General features: G+C 51.0%; 13 protein-coding genes and 1 other RNA gene. 2 read left to right on the top strand and 12 right to left on the bottom strand.

Annotation, left to right across the window (positions count from 1 at the left end; translation table 11 throughout):
* Window positions 1-55: 55 nt before the first annotated feature.
* Window positions 56-1,936: a hypothetical protein gene (locus C3F13_06790; protein PWB54455.1), complete on the top strand. Its 1,881-nt coding sequence runs from the start codon at window positions 56-58 to the stop codon at window positions 1,934-1,936.
* Window positions 1,937-1,944: 8 nt separating this feature from the next.
* Here C3F13_06790 and C3F13_06785 read toward each other — a convergent pair whose 3' ends face one another.
* From C3F13_06785 to C3F13_06760, 6 genes are all read right to left on the bottom strand, one after another.
* Entirely contained in the window at window positions 1,945-5,895 is a 3,951-nt protein-coding gene (locus tag C3F13_06785; GenBank protein PWB54454.1) for a hypothetical protein, read from the bottom strand.
* 220 nt (window positions 5,896-6,115) lie between these two features.
* Window positions 6,116-7,549, bottom strand: a complete 1,434-nt coding sequence (gene pyk / locus C3F13_06780) for a pyruvate kinase (protein ID PWB54453.1) — start codon at window positions 7,547-7,549, stop codon at window positions 6,116-6,118.
* A gap of 98 nt (window positions 7,550-7,647) precedes the next feature.
* A complete protein-coding gene (locus C3F13_06775) occupies window positions 7,648-8,958 on the bottom strand; it encodes a 4-hydroxybutyrate CoA-transferase (GenBank protein ID PWB54452.1) in 1,311 nt (436 codons plus the stop codon).
* A 3-nt stretch (window positions 8,959-8,961) separates the two neighbouring features.
* Entirely contained in the window at window positions 8,962-10,056 is a 1,095-nt protein-coding gene (locus C3F13_06770; protein PWB54451.1) for an alanine dehydrogenase, read from the bottom strand.
* A 65-nt stretch (window positions 10,057-10,121) separates the two neighbouring features.
* A complete protein-coding gene (gene rocD / locus C3F13_06765; protein PWB54450.1) occupies window positions 10,122-11,324 on the bottom strand; it encodes an ornithine--oxo-acid transaminase in 1,203 nt (400 codons plus the stop codon).
* Between the two features lie 522 nt (window positions 11,325-11,846).
* On the bottom strand, window positions 11,847-15,704 hold the full coding sequence (locus C3F13_06760; protein PWB54449.1) for a hypothetical protein: 3,858 nt from the start codon (window positions 15,702-15,704) through the stop codon (window positions 11,847-11,849).
* Window positions 15,705-16,094: 390 nt separating this feature from the next.
* Here C3F13_06760 and ssrA point away from each other — a divergent pair.
* Window positions 16,095-16,490: a transfer-messenger RNA gene (gene ssrA / locus C3F13_06755) on the top strand.
* A 32-nt stretch (window positions 16,491-16,522) separates the two neighbouring features.
* On the opposite strand, the gene C3F13_06750 is transcribed toward ssrA, so the two are convergent.
* The 6 genes from C3F13_06750 to C3F13_06725 all read right to left on the bottom strand — a co-directional run bounded on the left by C3F13_06750 (window position 16,523) and on the right by C3F13_06725 (window position 22,643).
* Window positions 16,523-16,993 carry a thioredoxin-dependent thiol peroxidase gene (locus tag C3F13_06750; GenBank protein ID PWB54448.1) on the bottom strand — a complete coding sequence of 157 codons (471 nt, stop codon included), beginning with the start codon at window positions 16,991-16,993 and terminating at the stop codon, window positions 16,523-16,525.
* A 110-nt stretch (window positions 16,994-17,103) separates the two neighbouring features.
* The gene (locus C3F13_06745) at window positions 17,104-19,056 is read right to left on the bottom strand and encodes a molybdopterin biosynthesis protein (GenBank protein PWB54447.1); all 1,953 of its coding nucleotides are present in this window, start codon (window positions 19,054-19,056) and stop codon (window positions 17,104-17,106) included.
* 30 nt (window positions 19,057-19,086) lie between these two features.
* Window positions 19,087-20,055, bottom strand: a complete 969-nt coding sequence (locus tag C3F13_06740; GenBank protein ID PWB54446.1) for a hypothetical protein — start codon at window positions 20,053-20,055, stop codon at window positions 19,087-19,089.
* Between the two features lie 22 nt (window positions 20,056-20,077).
* The gene (locus C3F13_06735; GenBank protein ID PWB54445.1) at window positions 20,078-21,313 is read right to left on the bottom strand and encodes a molybdopterin molybdenumtransferase MoeA; all 1,236 of its coding nucleotides are present in this window, start codon (window positions 21,311-21,313) and stop codon (window positions 20,078-20,080) included.
* A gap of 1 nt (window position 21,314) precedes the next feature.
* Window positions 21,315-22,226: a hypothetical protein gene (locus tag C3F13_06730; protein ID PWB54444.1), complete on the bottom strand. Its 912-nt coding sequence runs from the start codon at window positions 22,224-22,226 to the stop codon at window positions 21,315-21,317.
* Window positions 22,227-22,643, bottom strand: a complete 417-nt coding sequence (locus C3F13_06725; protein ID PWB54443.1) for a hypothetical protein — start codon at window positions 22,641-22,643, stop codon at window positions 22,227-22,229.
* Between the last annotated feature and the right edge of the window lie 9 nt (window positions 22,644-22,652).

The following is a 22,652-nucleotide window of genomic DNA, read 5'->3' as shown; positions in this document are numbered from 1 at the left end:
TGATTCACATAGTTACTACACGTCAAAGTTAAGCTATGACCTGAGGAGAAAGTTTATGTCTCGGTATGTCACTCACACCGTTTTATTAGTAACCACCCTGATTTCTTTATTCGTACCACTCGGAATCGTTCTAGCTCAAGATACTCCGTCTATTCAGGAAGTTAACGGTACATTGGCACCTGATCAGGTGGATGTCTTCTTAGTGGAGAAATTACAAAAAGGCCAAACTCTGGATGTTTTCATGGAAAACATTTCTGGAAACCTCGATCCGTTTGTTGGAGTACTTATTGATGGCCAAAACTTGAACAACACATTGGAGAAATATAAAAAAGAGGTTACCACCCTGGTGGCGAATTCAACCACTCCACTGCTCGAATTACCCGCATTACGAGATAAGTATTTACTTGCATGGGACGATGACAGTGGTCCGGGATATTCGGCTGCACTGTCATTCACTGTACCTGAAATGGGAGATTACTACTTGATAGCTTCAAGCTCCCTTTCTGCAGCAGGACGGACTACATCTGGGTCCTACAGGTTGCTACTCGGGATCAACTCGCCAAATGTACTGGATGGCACTGTTGAATCTACAGATGCAGTCATCGCAGTGCAGGATCAAGCGGTGTTGGAAACCCAGCTGATCCAGACGATGAGTGGTAACTTGGGCGGAGAAAATCCACAAACAACTGTCAGGTTGAGTGACGTCAAACCGGGGGACACCTTGTATATCAACCTGCAGGCAGCCAGTGGAAACCTTAAACCCATCCTGATACTGCGCGATTACGGCAACAAGCCTGTCAATGCTACCAACCTGAACGGGCAGGCATCATCTCCAAAAATCGAACAGAACTTTCCTGATGGAGGACAAAATTTCACCCTGGATATCCAGGCAGCTATGATTAATGGGGAAACCACGAGTGGTGATTATCAATTGCAGGTTGGTTTAAATGCACCGGATGTGCTGTTGGGCCAAGTGCAAGCCAACACTGAAAGCTTATTGAAGCTAGCTATACCGGTTAAAGTAGGCTTCAAGCTGCAGCAGATCGTGAACATCGACCAACCTAATGAGATCATGTATGATGTTGGCACGCTTAAATTGGAATGGACCGACCCTGCACTGGCGTTTAATCCAGATGAATGTAACTGTACCACGAAGATATACACCGAGAACGACTTCAACAAATTCCTTGCCGATGTCAATGGAAACTGGCCAGATTTCACCTTTTTTAACCAACAGGGGAATCGCTGGACCCAAAACCGAATTGTTGAGATTGCTTCTAATGGGCACGCGACATACGGTGAACGGTTCACCACTAATTTCCAGTTGAATTTCGACTGGACGGCATATCCATTCGACAAGCAAGACTTTTATATCTATGTGGATATGTTTTACCCAGAAGACAGGTACGTCTTTGTTCCAATGGAAAACTTCAATGCCATCGACCCGGAGAATGGAGAAGATGAATTTGTGTTGAATGGATTCGACACACAAATCAGCACTGTGACATCGAGCAGGATCATGCCAACCTCACGATTCGCCTTTCACTTCTCTGCTCCTCGCCATTTGGATTATTACGTATTCCGTGTTTTCATCCCCATTTTACTGATTATCATTGTGTCGTATATCACCTTCTTCTTGAAGGATTACTCCCGGAGAATTGAAATCGCCACAGGAAACTTGCTGCTTTTCATAGCATTTAGCTTCAGCCTGGGAGATAATTACCCACGCATGGGATACCTGACCTTCATGGATGCGATCATGGCGATCACATTCATAATAAACACGATCGTCGTTGCCATGAATGTTTACTTCAAGTGGTTGGAGCAGAATGATCAGCGTGAGAAGGCTGACCGGTTGGAAGCACCGATGAATTACATCTATCCACTTGCGTACTTGCTTTCCTTTGGCCTGACGGCGCTGGTGTTCCTGAGATAGATGTTGGATTATTTCCCCAACACAACCGGCATAAATGTCAATTCGACGATCTTTACCGAAAGAGTACTGCCAACTTTACTCCCGATTACACGTCCATCCAGGTGATGGAGGCGAAGATAGACCAACCCTTCACGATCGGAAGTCCATAGGAGGAAGGAATCGTCGCCAAACTGTGCTGGGGTGACCTCCGCAAGGAGCGTGTGCCCATCCTGCGCATATAGGCTGATCACTGTAGCGCTTGGCAGACTGGTGTTCATACTTTTGACCAGGATATTCTGCCCAGGTGAAACAGAGAGCTTAACCCAGTCCTCATCATTTTGGAAATTTGGTGCGAGCGGATTACAGAAATTGTGAACCTGGCTGGCACCATCAGCGAAGATTTGGCTGGCATGCTCAGGGGTGTTATCATCATCACCAGAGCTATCAAAGGAGTCAGGAGCATAACACAGGACATTTGCGTCAGGAATGGAAGTTGCCGTTTCAGCAGATGATGGGTAATTCTCGGTATTCCCCGAAAGATCTACACCATGCATGCGATACGAATATGCATTTCCAGCATTCGCTATGATCCAGGATTGGGTTAAAGAACCATCTATCGGAGGCAAGGTAATCCAGGCGGCTCCGCCTATTTTCTGCTGGATCTCTACGTAATCAATGCCAGACAGATTATCTGATCCGGTCCAGGTCAGTAAAAAGGCATTGCTCGTCTGCGTGCCTGGCAAGGTGTTCATTGCAGTTGTCGGGGGAGTTTTATCTATCCCCAGGTTCCACACGCCACTGCCAACCCAGTTCCCTGCCATATCGATGACCTGGGCGAAGATCGCGCCTTCATTCCCCTCGGGTTGTCCAGCAGGATTGAAAACTACGCTCCATCCATCAGTCCCATCCCGATCAGTGTCAATCTTCTGCCAAATACCTGACAACCAATCTGATGAGTGCCAATAAAATTCGAGCCGGTTTACCCCATTCGTGACATCACTGACATTAGCTGAAAGGGTCATTTCAGAATCTGGCAGGTATATGTTCTGAGTAGGCCAGGTGATCGCCAGGGAAGGCGCATTATGATCTTCATATAGACGAATGGTATAGTTATAAGTATCGCCCCCCAACAAAGGATGTTTCCACGCTTTCAGCTTAAGGTAATACGTTCCATCGTCTGGTAGAGTGTAGCTGAGCAAAGGATCACGGAGTGTGGCGTATATCTCGTCGTCGTTCTCAGCCAGGACAGTCTTAGCATCGGTATCCAACAGGTAGAGAAAAGAGTCCAGGGGTGAACCGTTTACCATAGCATCAATGTCAGCAACGATGCGATCGCCTGCATGTCCGAAGAACTTATAGTAATCATAATCACCATTGGGACAAATCTGGCCAGGTACCTTGATGTTCGTATCATAAGCTAATAAATAGGCGTTAACCGGGGTCTCATCCAGTCGGTTATCAGAACAGGTAGGCGGAGGAGTATCCGTGATGCCTACATCATCAATTCCCCAACCAGCATAATTATTGGCAGTTGCATCCAGGGTTGAAAAATGGAAGCGGACACGGATGGTGTGACCGTTATAACCTGTCAGATCGATTGCCTTGCTACGCATCCAGCTGCCAGTTTCAGATATTTGCGGCTCATCAGATAGCTGCACAAGGTTTTGGAAACGCCCGCCATCAACAGAAATCTGTACCCAGCGTTGATCCCAAGCTGCGCCAGTAGTCTCAGTTTCAACGCGGTAATAAAAGCGTAGATAAAAACCCGTTCTGGGAATGCGGATTGGTAGCGAGGTCAATGAACCTGAGTTCGGCTGGCCGTTAGCATAATCACCAAATTCATTTTGGAACCACCAGCTGGCTGACCCGCTATGAGCCATAGTGGGATTGGTCTTGTACGCCCAGATTCCATCTGGTACCCAAGCCGATTCGGTATGCTCCATTGTATCGCTATAGGGGGCAGTTACATTGGGTGGGAATACAATCGGTGACTGGATGGAGAAGTCCGTTTTTGCAGTCCATGGGCTTATCCCAACCCCGTTTCTTCCCTGGATTCGCCAGCTATAATTCCCTTCAGCCAATGAATCTACAAATAAGACTGGATCTGATTGCCAGGGGAATGTTTTGTACAGGTCAGCACCTCTGAAAATCTGAATCTGGTATTCAGTCACCCCTCCTGCATTTCGCCATGAGAACGGGATGACATCACCATCTCGAATTAATGCCGAAGAGACCGGATAGACAATAATCGGCGTGAGTGGAGCGAGATTTCGTGATGCGACTTTCATCGATGATAGTGAGTTGGCGGGAACCCACCCATATTGGATAAACGCAGTGCCATCCAAAATTGCCAGAGAATGACCGGAATAGTTTTCATCTGAATACAGCGTAGTAATAACACCATTCCCCACGAGGATCGATTCAACATCGTTATCTCCTAGTGGATCAAGCGATTGGCCTGTAGGGTACTCTCCCACGCCAAATTTCACACAGCCTCCATGGTAAAAAGGATCTTCAAATAACGTGACCTGGTTTGCTCCAGGAATGCAGATTGTCGGTGGTACGGGGCAGGAATAACTTTTGGTGATGTTGGTTAAATCTACTCGTGGGGCAGAGTTGCCAGCCACATCAAACAAGAGTAGCGCCAGACTGATTGGCCCGTTAGGCACAGGTAACCCTGGGTTGCACAGATCCCAGGAATAGGTAAAGTCGGGGTTGAAGCGTGGGCCAAGATTGTGCCATGATCCGTCGAAATTCGCAATTAACTGCCCATAATCTAGTCCGGAGATATCATCAGCTGCCCAACCACTGAGCGAGATCGTCTGAGACGTGATAACCTGTCCGTAGTTTACCCCGATCAATTCACCAATTGGAGGTTGCATATCTCCCTGGAAATAATTCCCAGAGATGTAGGTTTGCTGAAAAACATTGCAAATATCAGTAGGCAGGCAGTAGGCTGCATCCGGTGGATTTACGCGGGGCCTGCCGCCATTGATCGAAACATCACTGAAAGTCACATCGAGGGCCCTATTCCAGTATGGATTTGCTTCAGGCCAGGTGGGCTGGCGTTCGATCTGGAAGTGCAGGTGTGAGCCGGTACTGTTGCCTGTGTTGTCCGCTAAACCAATGAACTGCCCTCTGGCAACAGGTGCACCAACCGTCTTCAGAGTCGCCGGAATGCTGCCCTGTGAGAGATGCATGTATAGCTGGTAGATACTGGGATCATCCACATTCCGTAGGACGATGAAATTCACCTTACTATGGTTACAATCCTCTACCGAATCATCCCATCCCCAGACGGTTGCAGCTCGAGAAGCATAGAGGCCAAAATTTAAACCCGTCGTTCCCGCACCGTTTAGGATGTTCCCTGCCCCTCCGCTTGGACAAACCGTAGTGCCAGGGACAAAAAAATCGAAGGAATAATGTGCGGTTGAAAAATCCGCATCATGACCGACACTGCGCGACAGGTATGCAGTCTGACCACCACGCCAGGGCAGGTAATATCCGCTCTGGGTTGGGAATGCTTCTTCCGTACCCTGGTTCATAGCCAACCACATGTCCTTTTCCTCTTTTGTTAACAGGTCATCGGGCACTGCTAAGAGGGCCGCCTGCCAGCCGGGATCTGTCGGCAGATACACAAACCATGTACCCTCAACATTATGCACAACTGCCAGGGCCGGTTCGGTGGGCAGGATGGCACCAATCTGTGGATCGTAATAGACTACCCAGGCTGTAGCCCACTGTTGATCCTGCGAAACTTTAATATCGGAAACCTGGAGATTATTAACCGCGTCGCCCTGAATATAGCGACTGTTTATACCAATCGCCTGTAATACTGCCTCCTCAATCTGATCGTTAATCGACTGGTTTTCCGGCCTGGTTGGTTCAGCAGATAAAGCAGAAGAAGCTGCTGGAATGGAAAATATGATAAGGCACACAAACGCGATGATGGTGTAAATGATAATTTTATTTTTACGCATCACACAATCTCCAGGCAACTGATCAAAGGCATCTTTTAATAAGTTTATCTAAAATAATTGCGCTTAAAAAAACTCTTCACCCTGTCCTTGGCCATTGTAGACATTGAGCAAGTTAGCGTATTGTTGCAAGTTTTTCACCACTTGTCGCCTGCTCTGGAGACAATTATGACCACCAACAATCATAAAAACCGATAATGACGATAGCGCCTTATCCGACGCCTTACTCAGGGATACAGTGCAGCAATACCAGGTTGGTGGGGCTAATCGTGGCCACGGGATAGCCGCAAGTCAGGGCGACACGTTGGCCGGGTTTTAGAATCCCAAAGCTTTTAATCACTCGATCGACATCCTCAAGCATGGCATCCAGGTTATTCGATTGTGGCACCATGAACGGGGAAACCCCCCAATACATCTGCATCTTCTGATAAGTTCGCGAATCCGGTGTAAAAGCTAAGATGGGTACGCCAGGGCGGGTTTTGCAGACAAACATAGCAGTTCTCCCGCTCATGGTGAAGACTGCGATTGCTGCGACACTTCGGTCGTGGGCTAGTTCCCTGACTGCCAGGGACATAAACTGTGTGTCATCCTCTTCGACATCCACGGAGGTCGGACCATGCCAATGGCCCCACTCCCCGACGTGCGCTTCAGCCTGGCAGATGATTCGGTCCATCATCTGCACTGTCTGGACAGGGTATTCACCCGCGGCGGTTTCACCCGACAGCATCACTGCATCGGTGCCATCAAAGATCGCATTAGCTACATCCGAAGCTTCCGCGCGAGTTGGACGTGGGCTGTGGATCATCGATTCAAGCATCTGGGTGGCAGTAATCACCAGTTTCGCATGCCGGTTTGCACATTCGATGATCTGTTTTTGGGCGATTGGTACTCTCTCGGGAGGCATCTCGACCCCCAGGTCGCCCCGAGCCACCATTACCCCGTCGGCGGCTTGTATGATCTGATCCAGATGATTAAGGGCTTCAGGTCGCTCGAGCTTGGCAATCACCAGGAGATTTTTTTGTGTAGAGTCGATCCGCAATATATTTTCTCGAAGAGCATGCACATCGTCTTCAGAGCAAACGAAGGATAGAGCTACTGCATCAACACCAAGCCGCATGCCGAACTCGAGATCGTTCAGGTCTTTTTCCGTCAGTGCTTGAATATCCAGATGGGCTTCAGGCAGACTGATCCCCTTGTGGGATCTTAATATCCCACCTATGACTACTGTCGCCAACACATTATCCTCGTCCACACGATCTACACTTAATTCCAGGGCGCCATCATCAAGCAATATCCGCTCCCCTGGCCTGACACTGCGGGGTAACTCGGGAAACTCAACGGGTATTTCAACGCTCCCGGTAACATTCCCTGAAGTCGTCAGCACAACCTTCTTTCCCGGGATGAGTTCCATTTGCTCACCCGCTAATTTGGCTATGCGAATTTTCGGCCCTTGTAAATCCAGCAGGACGCACACTGGCACTCCCAGCTCCTGAGCCAGCTTTCGAAGGCGACCATAAATAAGTTCATGCTCGGAATGGGAGCCGTGCGAAAGATTCAATCTGGCAACATTCACCCCCTTTTTTATCAGCTCACGCAGCACTTCTTCGCTCTGGCTGGCTGGACCAATTGTGGCAACGATCTTCGTGCGACGCTCCATAAGGCACTCTCCACGATTATTATACCTTCCCGTTTAAATAAATCAGCCAGCAGGCTTTGCTCACCTGCTGGCTGTATATTAAGGTTTTGATCTGGTTCTTACAGGTATTTCAAATCAGTCGCTTCCTTGCGCATCTCAGCACGGAAGTCTGGGTGCGCTACTCCGATGAGTGCTTCGGCGCGCTTTCGGATGCTCTTGCCATACACATCTGCCACTCCGTACTCGGTGACGATATAACGAACATGGTTGCGGCTGGTGACCACACCAGCGCCTCGCTTGAGCATGGTTACGATCCGTGAGATGACCGTGCCATCGCGAGTTGTCGTAGTGCTGGGCAAGGCAATGATAGGCACACCACCCTTAGAGCGTGAAGCCCCATAGATGAAGTCCAACTGGCCACCCACACCCGAGTACAGCTTGGGTCCGATACTGTCAGCGCACACCTGACCGGTAAGATCCACTTCGATGGCGGAGTTGATTGCCACCATGCGATCATTCTGGGCAATCACATAAGGATCGTTGATGTATTCGGTGGGATGCAGTTCAATCATGGGATTGTCATCCACCCAGTTGTACAACCGGCGCGAGCCAATGATAAACCCGGCTACGATCTTCCCCGTGTGCAGGCTCTTACGAGCGTTGGTCATGACCCCGGCATCCACCAGGTCGATCACGCCATCCGAGAACAACTCGCTATGCACACCCAGGTCTTTCTTGTTGTAAAGATATTTCAGAACGGCATCTGGGATAGCCCCAATACCCATCTGCATGGTGGCACCATCCGGGATCAGCTCGGCGATGTAGCTGGCGATCTTTTCTGTGGTCGGATCCGCGCCTTCGCCACCCATAGACATCTCTGCTAGCTGGTAATTGACCGGAACAATGTAATTCAGGCGGCTCAGGTGGATGAAGGAGTCACCCAGGGTGCGGGGCATTTGCTGGTTAACTTCGGCGATGATGATGCGCGCTGATTCAGCGGCCGACTTGGTCAAGCCGTTTTCAATACCAAAGCTCAGGAAGCCGTGCTCATCGGGGGGTGAGAGATGCACCAGGGCTACATCGATAGGCAAGTGCTTGTTCTTAAAGAGCAAGGGAAATTCTGACAGCAAAACGGGAGTGAAATCAGCTCGCCCTTCTTGAACAGCCTTGCGGATGTTCGCACTGATGAACATGGTATTGACCCGCAAGTGTCCTTCCATTTCGGGGCTGACGTAGTCAGCCGGCCCAACGCTGAGTGCCTGACAGATCTCAACATCCTTTAAATTGGGGGCATGCTTGACCAGGGCAGCCAGGACAGTCTGAGGTGTAGAGCAGTTACCAGTAAGGAATACCCGCTGGCCGGATTGGATTTTCTTGACCGCTTCTTCTGCGGTGACGACGCGGGATTGATATAACTTATTAAGATCCATTCTCTACTCCTCTTCTTCCAAGCCGGCGCGCATGCCAGGCAGACGACGTACCTCACCCTTGACAATCAGAGCGCCTGTCTCAATCGCAGGATTTTCATCTATGGCCAGCTCAGTTCCTTTCTCAGCGATTTCCTTGATAAATGGAAAAGCAGCATTCAGGAAAGCGTAGGTCGAAGTGCGTGCCACAGCACTACCCATATTCGGCACGCAATAATGAATAATTCCTTCCTCAATAAATGTCGGGTGCTCATGGGTCGTTGGGCGGGATGTTTCCACACAGCCGCCTTCATCGATACTTACATCCATAATCAAGGAACGCGGTTTCATACCGCGCAGCATTTCGCGCGAAATTACGATTGGTGGACGATCGCCTGGTACCTGGATGCAGGCTGCCACGATATCAGCATAAGATGTGGCACGGGCGATATTGTGTGGATTGGATACCATGGTGGCTACACCCGGGAACGTTTCGTGGATGAACTGCAGGGCATCCAGGTTGGTATCCAGCATTGTCAGGTGGGCACCAACACCCAGGAAAGAGCGGGCTGCAGCCGTACCACTGATACCGGCTCCGATGATTACGGCCTCAGCCGGGGGCACACCACCCATGCCTCCCAACATGATACCCTTACCCCCCGCATCGTTCTGTAACAGGTGTGCGCCGATCTGAGCAACCAGGCGACCACCGATCTGGCTGAGCGGCTTACGGACAGGCTGCGATCCATCAGGTAATTGAATCTGCTCGTAAGATATGGTGGTGAGGTTCTTTTCCTTGATGATATCGATCTTGTCCTGGCGTGAGGAAAACAAGTGCAGCAAGCCCATGATGGTGATTTCAGAGCGTAGCCACTCCAGCTCCTCGTAGGTCGGACGGGCAACCTTACACAGAAGATCAGCCCGGCCAAAAACTTCATGCGGGGTATAGACGAGTCGCGCACCAGCCTTTTCATATTCCTGGTCGCTGAATCCCGCGCCCACCCCGGCATTATGCTCGACATAAACGACATGACCTTCCTTGGTGAGCATCTGCACCGCACCAGGGGTCAGCCCGACCCGGAACTCAAAGGTCCGTCTTTCTTTTGGAACGCAAATGTTCATAGATTTCACTCCTTTGTAAACGATCTTGCGATTAATTATCCGAGCAGACGCACGGGTATGCCTTTTTATTTCAAATGTAAGACTTCCCGGATGCGTGGGATTGCCCAATCGATGGTTGGCTTGTCGATGATCAACGGTGGGGCGAAGCGGATGACGCTTTCATGGGTTTCCTTGGCAAGAATGCCAACTTTAACCAAAGCTTCGCAGAAGCGCCGGGCTCCACCAGCTTCTGGTTTCAGCTCTACGCCAATCAATAGGCCTCTCCCACGTACTTCCTTGATGTGCTGGCTTGAAATTTCAACCAGCTGTTCCTGAAAATACTCGCCCATACGGGCGGAATTCTCCACCATTTTTTCCTGCACAAGAACGCTTAATGCGGCGCGCGCCACCGCCATGGCGAGTGGGTTACCCCCGAAGGTCGAACCGTGTTCACCAGGTTGGAACAAGCCCATGATCTTTTCATCTGCAACCACAGCGGAAACCGGGTAAAAGCCCCCCGAGAGGGCCTTGCCGATGATCACCATATCAGGCCGGACGCTTTCATGTTCACAGGCGAATAGCTTGCCGGTTCGCCCCAGGCCAGTTTGGATCTCGTCCGCAATAAAAAGGACGTTGTTTTTCGTGCAAATTTCTCGCAGGCGCTTGAGATAGCCGGCTGGTGGGATATTCACACCAGCTTCCCCCTGGATCGGTTCAACCATGACCGCGGCGGTATGCGGTGTAATTGCAGCTGCGATTGCATCGGCATCCCCATAGGGAACGGTCACAAACCCGGGGGTAAAGGGGCCAAAATCATCCCGGTAGAGCGGTTCGGTGGAAAAGGATATGATGGATACTGTGCGACCATGGAAATTATTCTGGCAGGTGATGATCTCGGCATGGTGACGGGGCACGCCTTTAACCCGGTATGCCCACTTGCGCGCCAGCTTTATCGCAGTCTCCACGGCTTCTGCCCCAGAATTCATGGGGAGCGACATTTCGTAACCGGTCAATTCCGACAGTTCCTTGTAAAACAGAGGCAGCTGGTCATTGCGGAAGGCGCGCGAAGTCAGGGTGAGATTTTCCACTTGCTGGAGCAGGGCATTCAAGATCTTGGGATGCACATGTCCCTGGTTTAAAGCCGAATAGGCACTCAGGCAATCCAGGTAGCGGTTCCCGTCAATATCATAAACCCACACCCCCTCCCCACGGGTCAGGACCACATCTAGCGGATGGTAGTTGTGCGCTCCATATTGCTCTTCCAGTTGAATATATTCTTTTGAATTCATTGCGCCTCACATGCTCTTGGTACCTGATGGTTACCTGCCTTATAAAACAAGGAGGTAAACCGCGATTGTAAGAAAACGAATATGGCACTCAGCTCACCAGTAATCCCAGATTCTCCTATATAACCCCTCCAATCGGAATTCTCATCACATTTTCTTGCATGCTGAGATCAGATCCCTCGTAAACTTTCCCTGAACGAACCGACAGAGGCTTTTTGGAGTATAACACAACCCCAACCGCATCCATATTGCCATAATTCAGGGGATTAATTGACTAATGTCACATTTTACAAACATCCCGTTAGGTGAGGATGACGAAAATTATTGACGCTTTTGCCGGGCAGCCTTTAGGTATTGCGTTGACAGAAAAGCTAATGAAACCACCCAATGTGTGTCCTTTAACTATACGAACTTCCTTATTTATTGTTCGGTGCTATGGATCTAAGTCTCTTCTTTTAGTTGGATTTTAAAATAATGGGGCTGCCATGTTTCAGGCAGCCCCAATTTTATACAATCTTCTGGCTTTCAGCCTTTTGTGGCAAGAGGTAAGAAGATTTCGAGGTTCGATACCGTCAGGGTCACAGGCACGGTGACCGTGGGTTGATCTGGATCGTTGCTGTTAATATCCAGGCTGGCATGATACACGCCGGGTGGCAATCCAGTGGCATCGAAGGTCACATTAATGGTGACGGATTCAGCAGGGTCAAGTGAACCCCCGATCAGGTCTTCGCTCAACCAAGGAATATCTTGAGCTATTGAACCTTCGAGCCGGAAGGCATTATCATTCTGCTCAAGACCTATATCAAGCACTGTCCACGGCTGCCAGTCTGTGCCTTCTCCGAATCCCTCTCCTGGATTGATGAACTGGACCATGTAGCCATGGGTTGTATCGGCAGGCTGCCTACCGAATTGTCCCGCCTCTGAGAACGACAAACTGGGATAGAAAATGAACCAGTAGTGTCCAGGGGGCAGGACCAGTGGAACAGCCAGGTTCACCTGGGTGTTTGAAGGGAAGCCACCAGTCCCCGTAGTAATCACGACCTGGGGATCTGTGGGTGGTAGAGTAAGGGTCCAAAGTGGAGGATTGCCACCACCAGTAGGATCACCATCTGGGATACCTCCATCATCACTATAGATCTGCCAGGTGAGCGCTGTGGCATCCATTAAGGTAGCAAAGCCATTCCAGCCGTTACCGGGAACGAAGATGCTGTTGATCACCCAGGGATTCGCATTGATGAAGTCATCCGCCAGGAAGCTGCTATACGCAGGAAAATCAGAAAATTCTTGATTAACATAAGAGTTCTGGTTCACTGAGCTCAGTGGTTGATCCCACAAAACCGCATCAGGATTGGCAGCGGGCTGGACCTGTACCAAAGGAGCAGAAGGAGACTGTACGGTAAGCTGCTTGTTGACGACACCGCCGTAAGTTGGCGCGGGTACGAACGGGCTGGAACTGCCACCCACCATCAGACCTGGAACTTCTTCGAGTGACCAGGTTAAAGGTGCTGTGCCATTATTCGTAATCACAAGCTGCTGGGTTTCTGTACCATCGGTCGGTAACGTTGCGGATAAAGAAGTTGGTGCAACATGGATGTCAGGTTCTGCGATCAAATTTACCGGGTACCATTCGGGAGGTCCATATGGGGGCGTATCTGCACCCGAGCGACCACCGAACACCCACATCGCGCCAGGTTCTCCAGCATCGCCAGGGATAAAGACACCAGCATGGTCTCTACGGGCATTGTTGAGATCAGGGAACGCATCATCATAGGTATTACTGGCAACGTCATAGGCAATTACCTCATAGGTCTCAGCAGGCCATAACCCACCACCAGCGATGATGATCTGGCCACCTAACACATAGGGGCTATCAGTATCGAACCCAAAAGCACGCCCCTCAGCAGTCGCAACTGGCAGCTCGGCCACAGCAGCATCATTCCATGTTCCAGCACCCTCTGGGTTGGCCATGACTTCCGTACGAGACTGGGAAACCAGGCTTGCGCCGTCGAAAACTGTACCACCGAAGGCATAGATTTTTCCATCTACAACAGCGGCATCAATATAAGAGCGAGCCAAGCTCAGGTTACCCAACTGCGTAAACGTGTTGGTAAGTGGATTAAATCGATCGGTCCGGCTGAGCTCGTAGGGGGATGCAGCATTTCTAAATCCACCGAAAATATAAACCCTATTATTAAACACCACCTGGGCACCCGGGGTAAATCCGGTATAGGCAGCAGGGAGGTCAGCCACCTTACTGGTAGAATTTAGCCTCGGATTGTAGCATTGAACGTCCAATGTTGTTGCACCAGATGAAAGACGGCCGCCAAAAACGCACAGAAGGTTGTCGGTTCCGTTATTAACCAGGTTAATCGTGTAGTTGGAGACGGGATTCGGGATGTTGACACCTGTGTCAGCACACACACCAGTGTCCGTGTTGTAGGTGATGACATCACCATAAGTAACACTCCCATCCGTTCCGCCGCGCCCACCCAGGAAATAAACCAAACCGTTGTAATACTCCCCGTCAAAACGAGTGAGATCCTGGCATGGCGCAGGCAGAGCGGGCTCCTCCATCCAACTCCCCAAGAAATCAATGGTGAAGTCCTGGACGGTTGTTTGGGAAGCCACGATGACAACACCAGTTGCAGTCTGCGACTGGTAATTCACTTTCGAAGCAGTGACATCGTAGGTGCTCGGGACCAGATCCATTGAATAGAATCCCGACGGATCGGTGAATACATCGACGCTGTTACCTTGGGGTGCTAATTGAACAGTAACGCTCGCTCCCACAACCGGTGCAGCGTACTGGTCATATACATGCCCCTGCAATTTACCTTGCTCAACAGCACCACATGCCAGCTGCCCTGCTGCGAGTACATCCAGGTAGCCGTACCCAAATGTGTAATTGCCCTGCCCATCAGGAGGGGCTCCACAGTCTCCGGCGGGTGGTGCGTCCGCGCTATTCTGCAGCAGCTGGAAAGTCGCATCAACTTGGCCAATCAATGCAGGGTTGCATGACCAAAGCAGGGCGACTGCTCCGGCATTGTGCGGGCTGGCCATGGAGGTGCCACTCAAAGAACCCCAACCATTTGTCGGCACAGTTGAATAAATACTATCGCCAGGCGCAGAGATGTTGGGTTTTGTGTACGGATCGTGGCCGAAGGCACTCTCACCCCGGCTCGAAAAACCGGCAATCGTGCGGCTGTTTGCATGCGCAGCTGCTGCGAAGGACTCCTGATAAGATCCTGGATCACCCATACTACCGCAGGTGGGTCCTGAATTTCCCGCTGAAAATGCAGGGAATATGCCTGCCGCGCGCCAGCTATTTACATAGGATAAATACCAGGTATCGCCATCGGGAGTGCCACCCCAGGAATTGTTAACTACATTAGGACGATTCGCAGTGCTTCCACCCGGAGAAAGCAGCCAGTTAGCACATGATATTAAAGCAGAGTCAGAGCATGATTGACCTTCGCAGCCTTTACAGGCAATCCAGGTCGCACCAGGCGCCATGCCCACCGTGCGTTCTAAAGCGGGATCATTGCTGGCAACCATGGTGCCCATGGTATGGGTGCCATGGCCATTGTTGTCGCAGGCACCTCCAGCTCCACAGATATTACTTGGATCGCTCCAACAGGCGGGATTAGTCGGTTGCCCCGGACAGGCAAAACTATTCACCAAGGCAGTGTGATTCCATTGCACACCAGTGTCAATATTGGCGACCTTGATCCCGGCGCCAGTGGTACCATAGGCTGTCCAAAATTGGTCTGCCTTGGTATCGGTGATACCCCAATCCATGATCGCATCAGGCGCGCTACCTACAGTAACCTGGAGATTATTCGCAAGCAGGTCAGCTGCCCAGGTGATATTTTGATTGGGATTCACTACGGTGTATGGATCAAGCTGATAGACGCGTGTAGCACGGATGAAATACACCTCGGGAAGCGATGCAATGGCATTCGCTTCGACCAGGTTACCGCTCCACACATACAAATCATTACCACCGATCATGGTTTCGTGCTTTCTTCCAGAAGCATCCAGGATGGCAATCGCAGTTGCCTGGCTTTTTGCGGCTGTCTCGGTCAGGGTGTTATACACAAACTCACCCCGGGCATCCCAATCCATGGAATACGCAGCCGAAAGGTCGGCTTGATCCACGAAGCGGATAATGAAATCTGCACTGCCTTCTGTTGAAAAACTATTCAGCAAGGTAGCCTCGACTTTTTCTGGGCTACCCTGGGCAGCCATGACAGCGTCATGTTGAGCCAATCCCAGCAACGCTACACAGATGATCAGGGCCGTAGCCATTAAACTCGATATCCATTTTAACTTCATAGTACTCTCCTCTATCAGATCTAATAAGAGTTCTTGTAAATGATGCATAAATTAGTAAACAAGTCAGTAGCGTATCATACGGGGATGGGTAGGGTTAACACCTCCTTTTTGGATTTAATAGACTCTCCCCGCTGAACACCTATCCACTGGCAGGTGGTATTTCTAAATGTTTGGGTAATCGCATGCAATGGATGGCTATCGATGAGATGATGACGTTCCAATTGCCAGCTCCTACAGATTATCCTTATCAGGTTACTGTATGCCAGATGAAGGTATATTAAAATAATCTAAATCTGGCATTAGATTTCATGAAGTATATCATAACCACCTTTGCTCTTTTTCACTTTAGAATAATGCTGGATTAAAAAACACTATCAATCTTGCAAGGACAATTGGGGTTCTATTGCGGTCTCGATTCGGAGTATAATCATTCCCACCGGGGATGACAGGCTTCGACGGGAGAGGCTGAGCCCGGATTGCGAGCCGAGAGGCACCGACCTCGATAAATCAGTGCAACACACAAGTGCCAATCGCACTTCCTATGCTGCTCTTCCTCTCGCTGCATAAGCGGTAGAAGAACAGTAATGAGCCTCTTGCAGGCTCACGGTCACCTGCCCCGCCCTCCGACCGGTGGTAGAGTGAACGTCATAATGTCGGAGTGCCACACACGACACCGCTACCTGTGTGAAAGAGGGGCTTTCGGGTCCCAGCGGTTAGCCAGCTGAGTTTTTTGTCGCTTGTAAGCCAGTTGGTGAATCACACAACCGACTACGCTCGTAGATATCCGCGGATCTAATCTTTCGGACGCGGGTTCGATTCCCGCCATCTCCACTGAGAGCGCACAAGTAATTTGTGCGTTCTTTTTTTTAAATGCGGCTAGCGTTGAACTCAGCCAAAACTTCCGCGCTGTGCTCAGCGGGTTTCACGTTTTTAAATACGTGGACGATGTTGCCTTTTTCGTCGATCAGGAAGGTCGTGCGGAAAACACCTTGATATTCCTTCCCGTAGTTCTTTTTTGTACCCCAAACACCATATAGCTCACACACTTTATGCTCGTTGTCAGCCAGCAATGAAAATGGCAGCCCATACTTGGCCTTAAATTTGGCATGTGACTTGGCAGTATCAGGACTGACACCCAGGATGGTGATACCAGCCTCGGTATACTGGCTGTAATCATCCCGGAAATGGCAGGCTTCCGTGGTACAACCTGGGGTGTCATCCTTGGGATAAAAATATAAGAGAACAGGTCGCCCGCGAAATTCAGACAGTGTACGGACAGTACCATTCTCATCCTCTAGAGAGAACTCAGGAGCAGGTATTCCACTCGAAATTGGCATACATACCACCTTTCAAGGAATATAAAAGGAAATTTATCAATTCAGGCCGATCGAGTGCAGGTGGAAGAGCCTGATGAACAGATTTTGTCTGAGAAATCCACCTCGCGTTTTTATATGATTTCCTGACCCATTCGGTCAATATTATACCCCGCCAGGCTCGCCACGGTCTTTTTAAAATCACCGTCAAATAATAATCGCAAAAGAGGCTCTAAAAGCTTATCCTGGTAATACACCTGCGGGATGACCAGATCGTAACGCTCCTGGTAAAGCGGGATAAAATCCAACCCGAGTGCCTGGGCAGCCGCCGCGATGCCCAGCCCACAATCAGCCCGGCCAGAGCTGATGGCAGCTGCTACGGCCAGGTGGGTGAACTCCTCATGCTGGTAGCCCTGGATGGAATCAGGTGAGATCCCCAATTGTTGCAGATGATAATCCAGGAGCACGCGCGTGCCCGCCCCGCTCTGCCGGTTGACATAGGTGATATCCTGCCTGGTGAGATCCTGTAATGATCTGATGCGCTTGGGATTCCCGCTTGCCACCATCAAGCCCTGCTGCCGCTCAACCAATACGATTAATTTTATAGGCACATCGGGTAAAGTCTGGTGGATGTAGCGGAGGTTATACTCGCCGCTCTCCGGATCCAGCAGATGTGAGCCTGCCAGGTGAGCTTCACCCCGCGCAAGCGCTACCAACCCACCCATGCTGCCCACATTGGCAGATACCAGGCGACGGTCACTGGCCGCCAGATATTGAGCCATGATGTCGATGGTGATGTCATGAGAGCCGATGGCCAGGACGGTCTTATCGATCTCATCAGGACGCCGATAGAGGTTTACTTTCACCTCACTACCGGCGGGAAGTCCCTGGATACCGCGTGGTAAGATAGTGATCCCGTCTGCCCGCACCAAGGAGGTAATCACTCCTGCACCACGCGAGAGCGGTGCAGCTAAAACCTTTTCACCCACCCGACCGACTGCCATGCGCATGTAATCGTCGTCGCCGGGCGGAGAGGTGACCTTGCGGGTGAGTTGAGCATTGATCTGAATTGGAGTGAGAGAGGCGCGGCCCAACCAGCGCGAGATTAAAGGTTCGACGAAGATCTCACCGGTCAGGATGGCCGAGACCGGATAACCCGGAACACCGATGATGGGTACTTGCTGAGGCTTTTGCCCAATCATGCCCAGGATCACCGGGTGCCCTGGGCGGACAGCTACACCATGCACCAACAGCTCACCTAATTCTTCTACCACGCGTGATGAAAAATCCTCCGACCCTGCCGATGAACCTGCATTGAGCAGGATCAGGTCGTATGCACCTGCGGCTTCTTGCACACGCCGGCATAGCAGCTCGAATACATCGCGACTGATCGGGAAGCGTGTGGCTTGAGCCCCCCAGCTATTCACCTGGGCAGCAAGCGCCAGGGAGTTAAACTCGATGATGTCTCCAGGTTTCACCGGTTGGCCGAGGGGTACGAGCTCGGAGCCGGTGGGAAGGATGGCAACCCGAGGCAGTCGCGCTGCCGGTATTGTTGCATGACCGCTGGCAGCAATGGCAGCCAGGTCAACTGGACGTAGGGTATGCCCGGCAGGTAGGACCAATTGCGTGGCTACGATATCTTCGCCTAGCGAGCGAACATGGCTCCAGGGGGTCACCGCAGCCCGGATGCGAATTATCTTGGGGGAATACGGTACTTCGTTGGTTTTTACTGCCGGTGTGATCAGCTCGATATTTTCGACCGGGATGACCGCATCCGCCCAGGCAGGCAGTGGATCACCAGTATCTACATAACTCGCCTGGCTGGGTAGGTTGAGATCCAACGGCCTGGTTGGAGCGGCGAATACAGTGGATTCTGCACGTACAGCGTACCCATCCATCGCCGAAGCATGGTAATGAGGAGAGGAGAGTTTCGCCCAGATAGGTCTTGCAAGAACACGCCCGAGGGCGTGTTCGTCCAGCGGTATCTCGTCAATACCTAACAAACCATCCAGATGGTTGGCCCGTAAGGCTTCATCAAAAACCAATCTGGCTTGAGGTAGGGGTATGTCGCGAAGATAAACACTCATGGTTCGTGCACCTGATCAATGAATCTACGGTTATTGATCTGACCACGGCAACAAGGTAGCAAACCTGGAGAGGTCATAATCACCCTGGATTTCAATCCGGCTGAGATAGAAAAGAGTCCCCTGGTAGTGGTCGGTACCCAACCCCAAGCCCATCCCCGCCCGGTAACCATACTGACTGACTTTGGTGCTGACGAACTCATCAGTTTTTCCATATGGGTAAGCAAAGGTGCTGACCGGCTCTCCGGTAGCTTCTTCCAGCACCAACATGGACTGACGGATTTCATAATTGGCAATAGAGTAATCAGTAGTCAGGTCAGTATGGTCCATGCTATGGCTGCCGAGCTCCCAACCAGCATCTCCCATTTCCCGCAGCTGATCAGGATTAATGAAATTCTTCGCCTCTAGCCGGTTAGCAACAATGTAATTGGTGCCCACTAAACCTAACTCGCGCATGATCGGGAAAGCGTTCTCATACACATCCAGGTTTCCATCGTCAAAGGTGATCACCACAGGCCGAGGGGGCAATTCGCCACCGTTGAGCAATACCTCCGCCAAGTTGGTGATGGTGATGGCTGTATATCCCAGGTTGCGCAGGGTTTCCATCTGAGCTCGAAAATCATCGACGGAGACATAATAGCGATTACCATATCCATCATTTGAGATATGATGGTAAAGCAAGATGGGAGCCTGAACATGACCGGCAGGTAGGGATACCCAGGCTGGCGTGGGTGTGGGTGCAGGTGTATCTGTGGGAAGTGGCGTGTCAGTTGCTGTCGGGGTGAAGGTTGGCGTGGTAGTGGAGGTCGGTGGTTTGACCATTGGTGTATTGCTCACGGCCTGGAATGGCGTAGCTGTATCCCCAGCGGAAATAGTATAGGATGGAAAATATTGTGGGTCGAGAGGGTCGACATTCAGCTCAGATTTGAAAAAACATCCAGTTAAGAAGGATAAAAATATCATTAGCCCAGATATGAGTTGAATGCCGCGTTGTTTTGCCATAAAATCACTTGTTCTATCCAAGCTAAGATAACAATAACACTTCCACCAGCTCACCCTCAGCCAGCCCAGTGGCATCCGGAGGCACCCGGATCAGGCAGTTGGCCCTCACCAGGCTAAAGATCAGGTTGCTTTTAGAAAAGATCGGTTCAACAACATACTCCGGTGGGATACCCTGAAGGTAGCCTGCAACCCAATCCTCACGGCCTGCCTGGGAAGGCACGTTGGTCGTAAGCTTAGCCCGCAGCCTGAAGCGCACACCTGCGTCGCGTAAACCAAGTAGTGATTCTACCACCGGCACAACATAAAAGCCCGCTATTACCAGAGCACTGACTGGATTTCCAGGCAGGCCGATCACTACCTTGCGGTCGCACACTGCCAGGATGGTGGGCTTACCGGGCCGGATGTTCACCCCATGTACCAGCACCCCCGGCGAGCCCAGGTTGTTGATCACCAGCGAGGTCAGATCACGTGCACTCGCAGAGGAGCCAGCGGTGATGAGCAGCATATCGCATTCACTCAACGCCTGAGAAGCAACAGAAAACAGTTGCTCGTACTCATCCGGGATTATCCCGTAGGCTTTAGCGAGACCACCAGATTTTTCTACTAATGCAGCCAGGGAATAGGAGTTGATATCCCGCACCTGACCGAGAGCCAGGTCATGCTCTGGCGGGACAACCTCGTCCCCGGTGGAGATGATTCCCACGAGTGGCTTCCTAGCCACATCCACCTGGAGGAACCCCAGGGCCAGCAATCCGCCTACTTCTTGCGGGCGAATACGGGCGCCAGCTCGGATGACCTCCTCCCCAGCCAGCACATCCTCCCCAACTTTTATCGTATTCTCTCCCACGGCTACTGAACGCAGGATCTCCACCATTTCAGCGCCAACCGCCTGGGTGTACTCGATCATCACCACCGCATCGCTTGAGACTGGCAACATCCCGCCTGTGTGGATCAAGCCTACTTCCCCGGGTTTGATGTCGAATCCCGGCTCTTTGCCCATTTTGACTTCACCGGCTAACTTTAAGTATGCTGGCAGGCTTTCCGATGCTCCAAAGGTGTCAGCAGCTCGTACCGCAAAGCCATCCACCGTTGCCCGCGGGAAGGGCGGCATGGAGATGGGGGAACAGACCGCTGCAGCAGTCACCCTTCCCAACGACTCATAGGTTTGAAGCCGCTCAGAGATAACATTTGTTTCGACGTGAGATAGCAGGATATCTAGGGCTTGAGGAACTGGAGTGAGTTTTAAAAATTCAGGCATATCAGTGTGTCCAAAATGCGAAGGTTAATATATATCCTGCCAGGCCGAATGAAGCAATGGCAATCAAGATCAGGAGATTCCAGTTGGGTTTTGCACCATCAGCAATACGGTTCATCATCCACACCTGGTAGAGCGCCACAGGCAGGACCAAGATGATTGGCCAGGCAACGCTTAGTGGTAAACCCAGGATGAATGCCAGCCCCAAAATGACAAAGCTGAGAAGGATCAGGACGTTGTGGAGAAGCATCCCACGTTGCCAGCCGACCCGGACCAGCATAGAGCGCTTTTCCTGTCGGATATCGGAGGCGTAATCGGGGAATTCGAGGGCCAGGAGCATGCTGATGTGTAGTGTGGTAAGCGGGAACACCACCATGGCGAGGAGCCGGTGCATTTCATGCACTTGCATCAAGTAAGCCAGGGCTGGTACCAGGGCAACCGTGATGATAGACAGCAAGAACTCACCATACCCTGAAGAGACCAGTCGAAATGGTGGTAAGGCATAAAAAAGTTCTGCCATCAGGATGACCCCGTATATGAATAACACCGCTTGCTTGTTGTGCATGAACTGCATGAGTAACACGGTCAGCGACGCAGCAAAAGCCAGGCAGGTTAATCCTGCCCACAGAGCAACCGGGCGGGGCAGTTTACCAGAACCCAACGCAGCACTGACACCTGAGAATGGGGTATGTTTTCTGACAGGATCATTCACCAGGGCTTGCGGGTCAAAGTACTCATTGAAGTATTGGGCCGCAAGGAGAAGCAGGATGATCCATGCCAAGCCGTATATGAGGGATTTCCAATCGGTTTGACCGGTCAGGTAATGCGCCAGGCTGATACCCAATAGATAGACCAGGATGGCACTCAGGATATGCAGTGGCCGGGATAATTGAACAAACAATCGAATGGATTTCATTTATAAGTTACCCCGCACCTCGCGGATGTGAATCTGATTGTGGCGGTAGGTCAACTTGATTATTTCACACAGCGTGGTCTGACCCAGGAAGGGGTCATTCCCCCGCCGCTCCAGATCATTCTGGGATAAGCTTGCCACAAATTCCGCCAACTTTACACGCTCGGTCCAAAAGCTATCGAGCAAGGTAACGTTGGATTCCACCTCAAGTTTCGTTACTCCGAGCAGATTATATTCGTCAATCTTGAAATCGGGAGGTGCACCTGATCCTCCCTGGGCGACCTGGCTTATAAGCTCACCACGGCCAAGCTCAGCGCTCAGGAAATGGGCGAGCAGGGCGTGTAAGTTCCAATCCCCCTGGCCCGGATATGCAGGCTGGGACCACTGCGGTGTTCGTATCTGATTAAAGAATTCGACCACTCTACCACC

The organism is Anaerolineales bacterium (genome assembly GCA_003105035.1).
Lineage (GTDB): Bacteria > Chloroflexota > Anaerolineae > Anaerolineales > UBA4823 > FEB-25.
Note: the sequence above shows the minus strand (reverse complement) of the source record. Positions and strands in the feature narration are given on the sequence as shown.

Bases quoted from the DNA above. Each gene is read 5' to 3' on its own strand.
- C3F13_06740 (PWB54446.1), bottom strand. From the start codon at position 20,055: ATGGCAAAACAACGCGGCATTCAACTCATATCTGGGCTAATGATATTT.
- C3F13_06760 (PWB54449.1), bottom strand. From the start codon at position 15,704: ATGCATCATTTACAAGAACTCTTATTAGATCTGATAGAGGAGAGTACT.
- C3F13_06790 (PWB54455.1), top strand. From the start codon at position 56: ATGTCTCGGTATGTCACTCACACCGTTTTATTAGTAACCACCCTGATT.
- C3F13_06770 (PWB54451.1), bottom strand. From the start codon at position 10,056: ATGAACATTTGCGTTCCAAAAGAAAGACGGACCTTTGAGTTCCGGGTC.
- C3F13_06735 (PWB54445.1), bottom strand. From the start codon at position 21,313: ATGCCTGAATTTTTAAAACTCACTCCAGTTCCTCAAGCCCTAGATATC.
- C3F13_06730 (PWB54444.1), bottom strand. From the start codon at position 22,226: ATGAAATCCATTCGATTGTTTGTTCAATTATCCCGGCCACTGCATATC.
- rocD (PWB54450.1), bottom strand. From the start codon at position 11,324: ATGAATTCAAAAGAATATATTCAACTGGAAGAGCAATATGGAGCGCAC.
- C3F13_06750 (PWB54448.1), bottom strand. From the start codon at position 16,993: ATGCCAATTTCGAGTGGAATACCTGCTCCTGAGTTCTCTCTAGAGGAT.
- C3F13_06745 (PWB54447.1), bottom strand. From the start codon at position 19,056: ATGAGTGTTTATCTTCGCGACATACCCCTACCTCAAGCCAGATTGGTT.
- C3F13_06785 (PWB54454.1), bottom strand. From the start codon at position 5,895: ATGCGTAAAAATAAAATTATCATTTACACCATCATCGCGTTTGTGTGC.
- C3F13_06775 (PWB54452.1), bottom strand. From the start codon at position 8,958: ATGGATCTTAATAAGTTATATCAATCCCGCGTCGTCACCGCAGAAGAA.
- pyk (PWB54453.1), bottom strand. From the start codon at position 7,549: ATGGAGCGTCGCACGAAGATCGTTGCCACAATTGGTCCAGCCAGCCAG.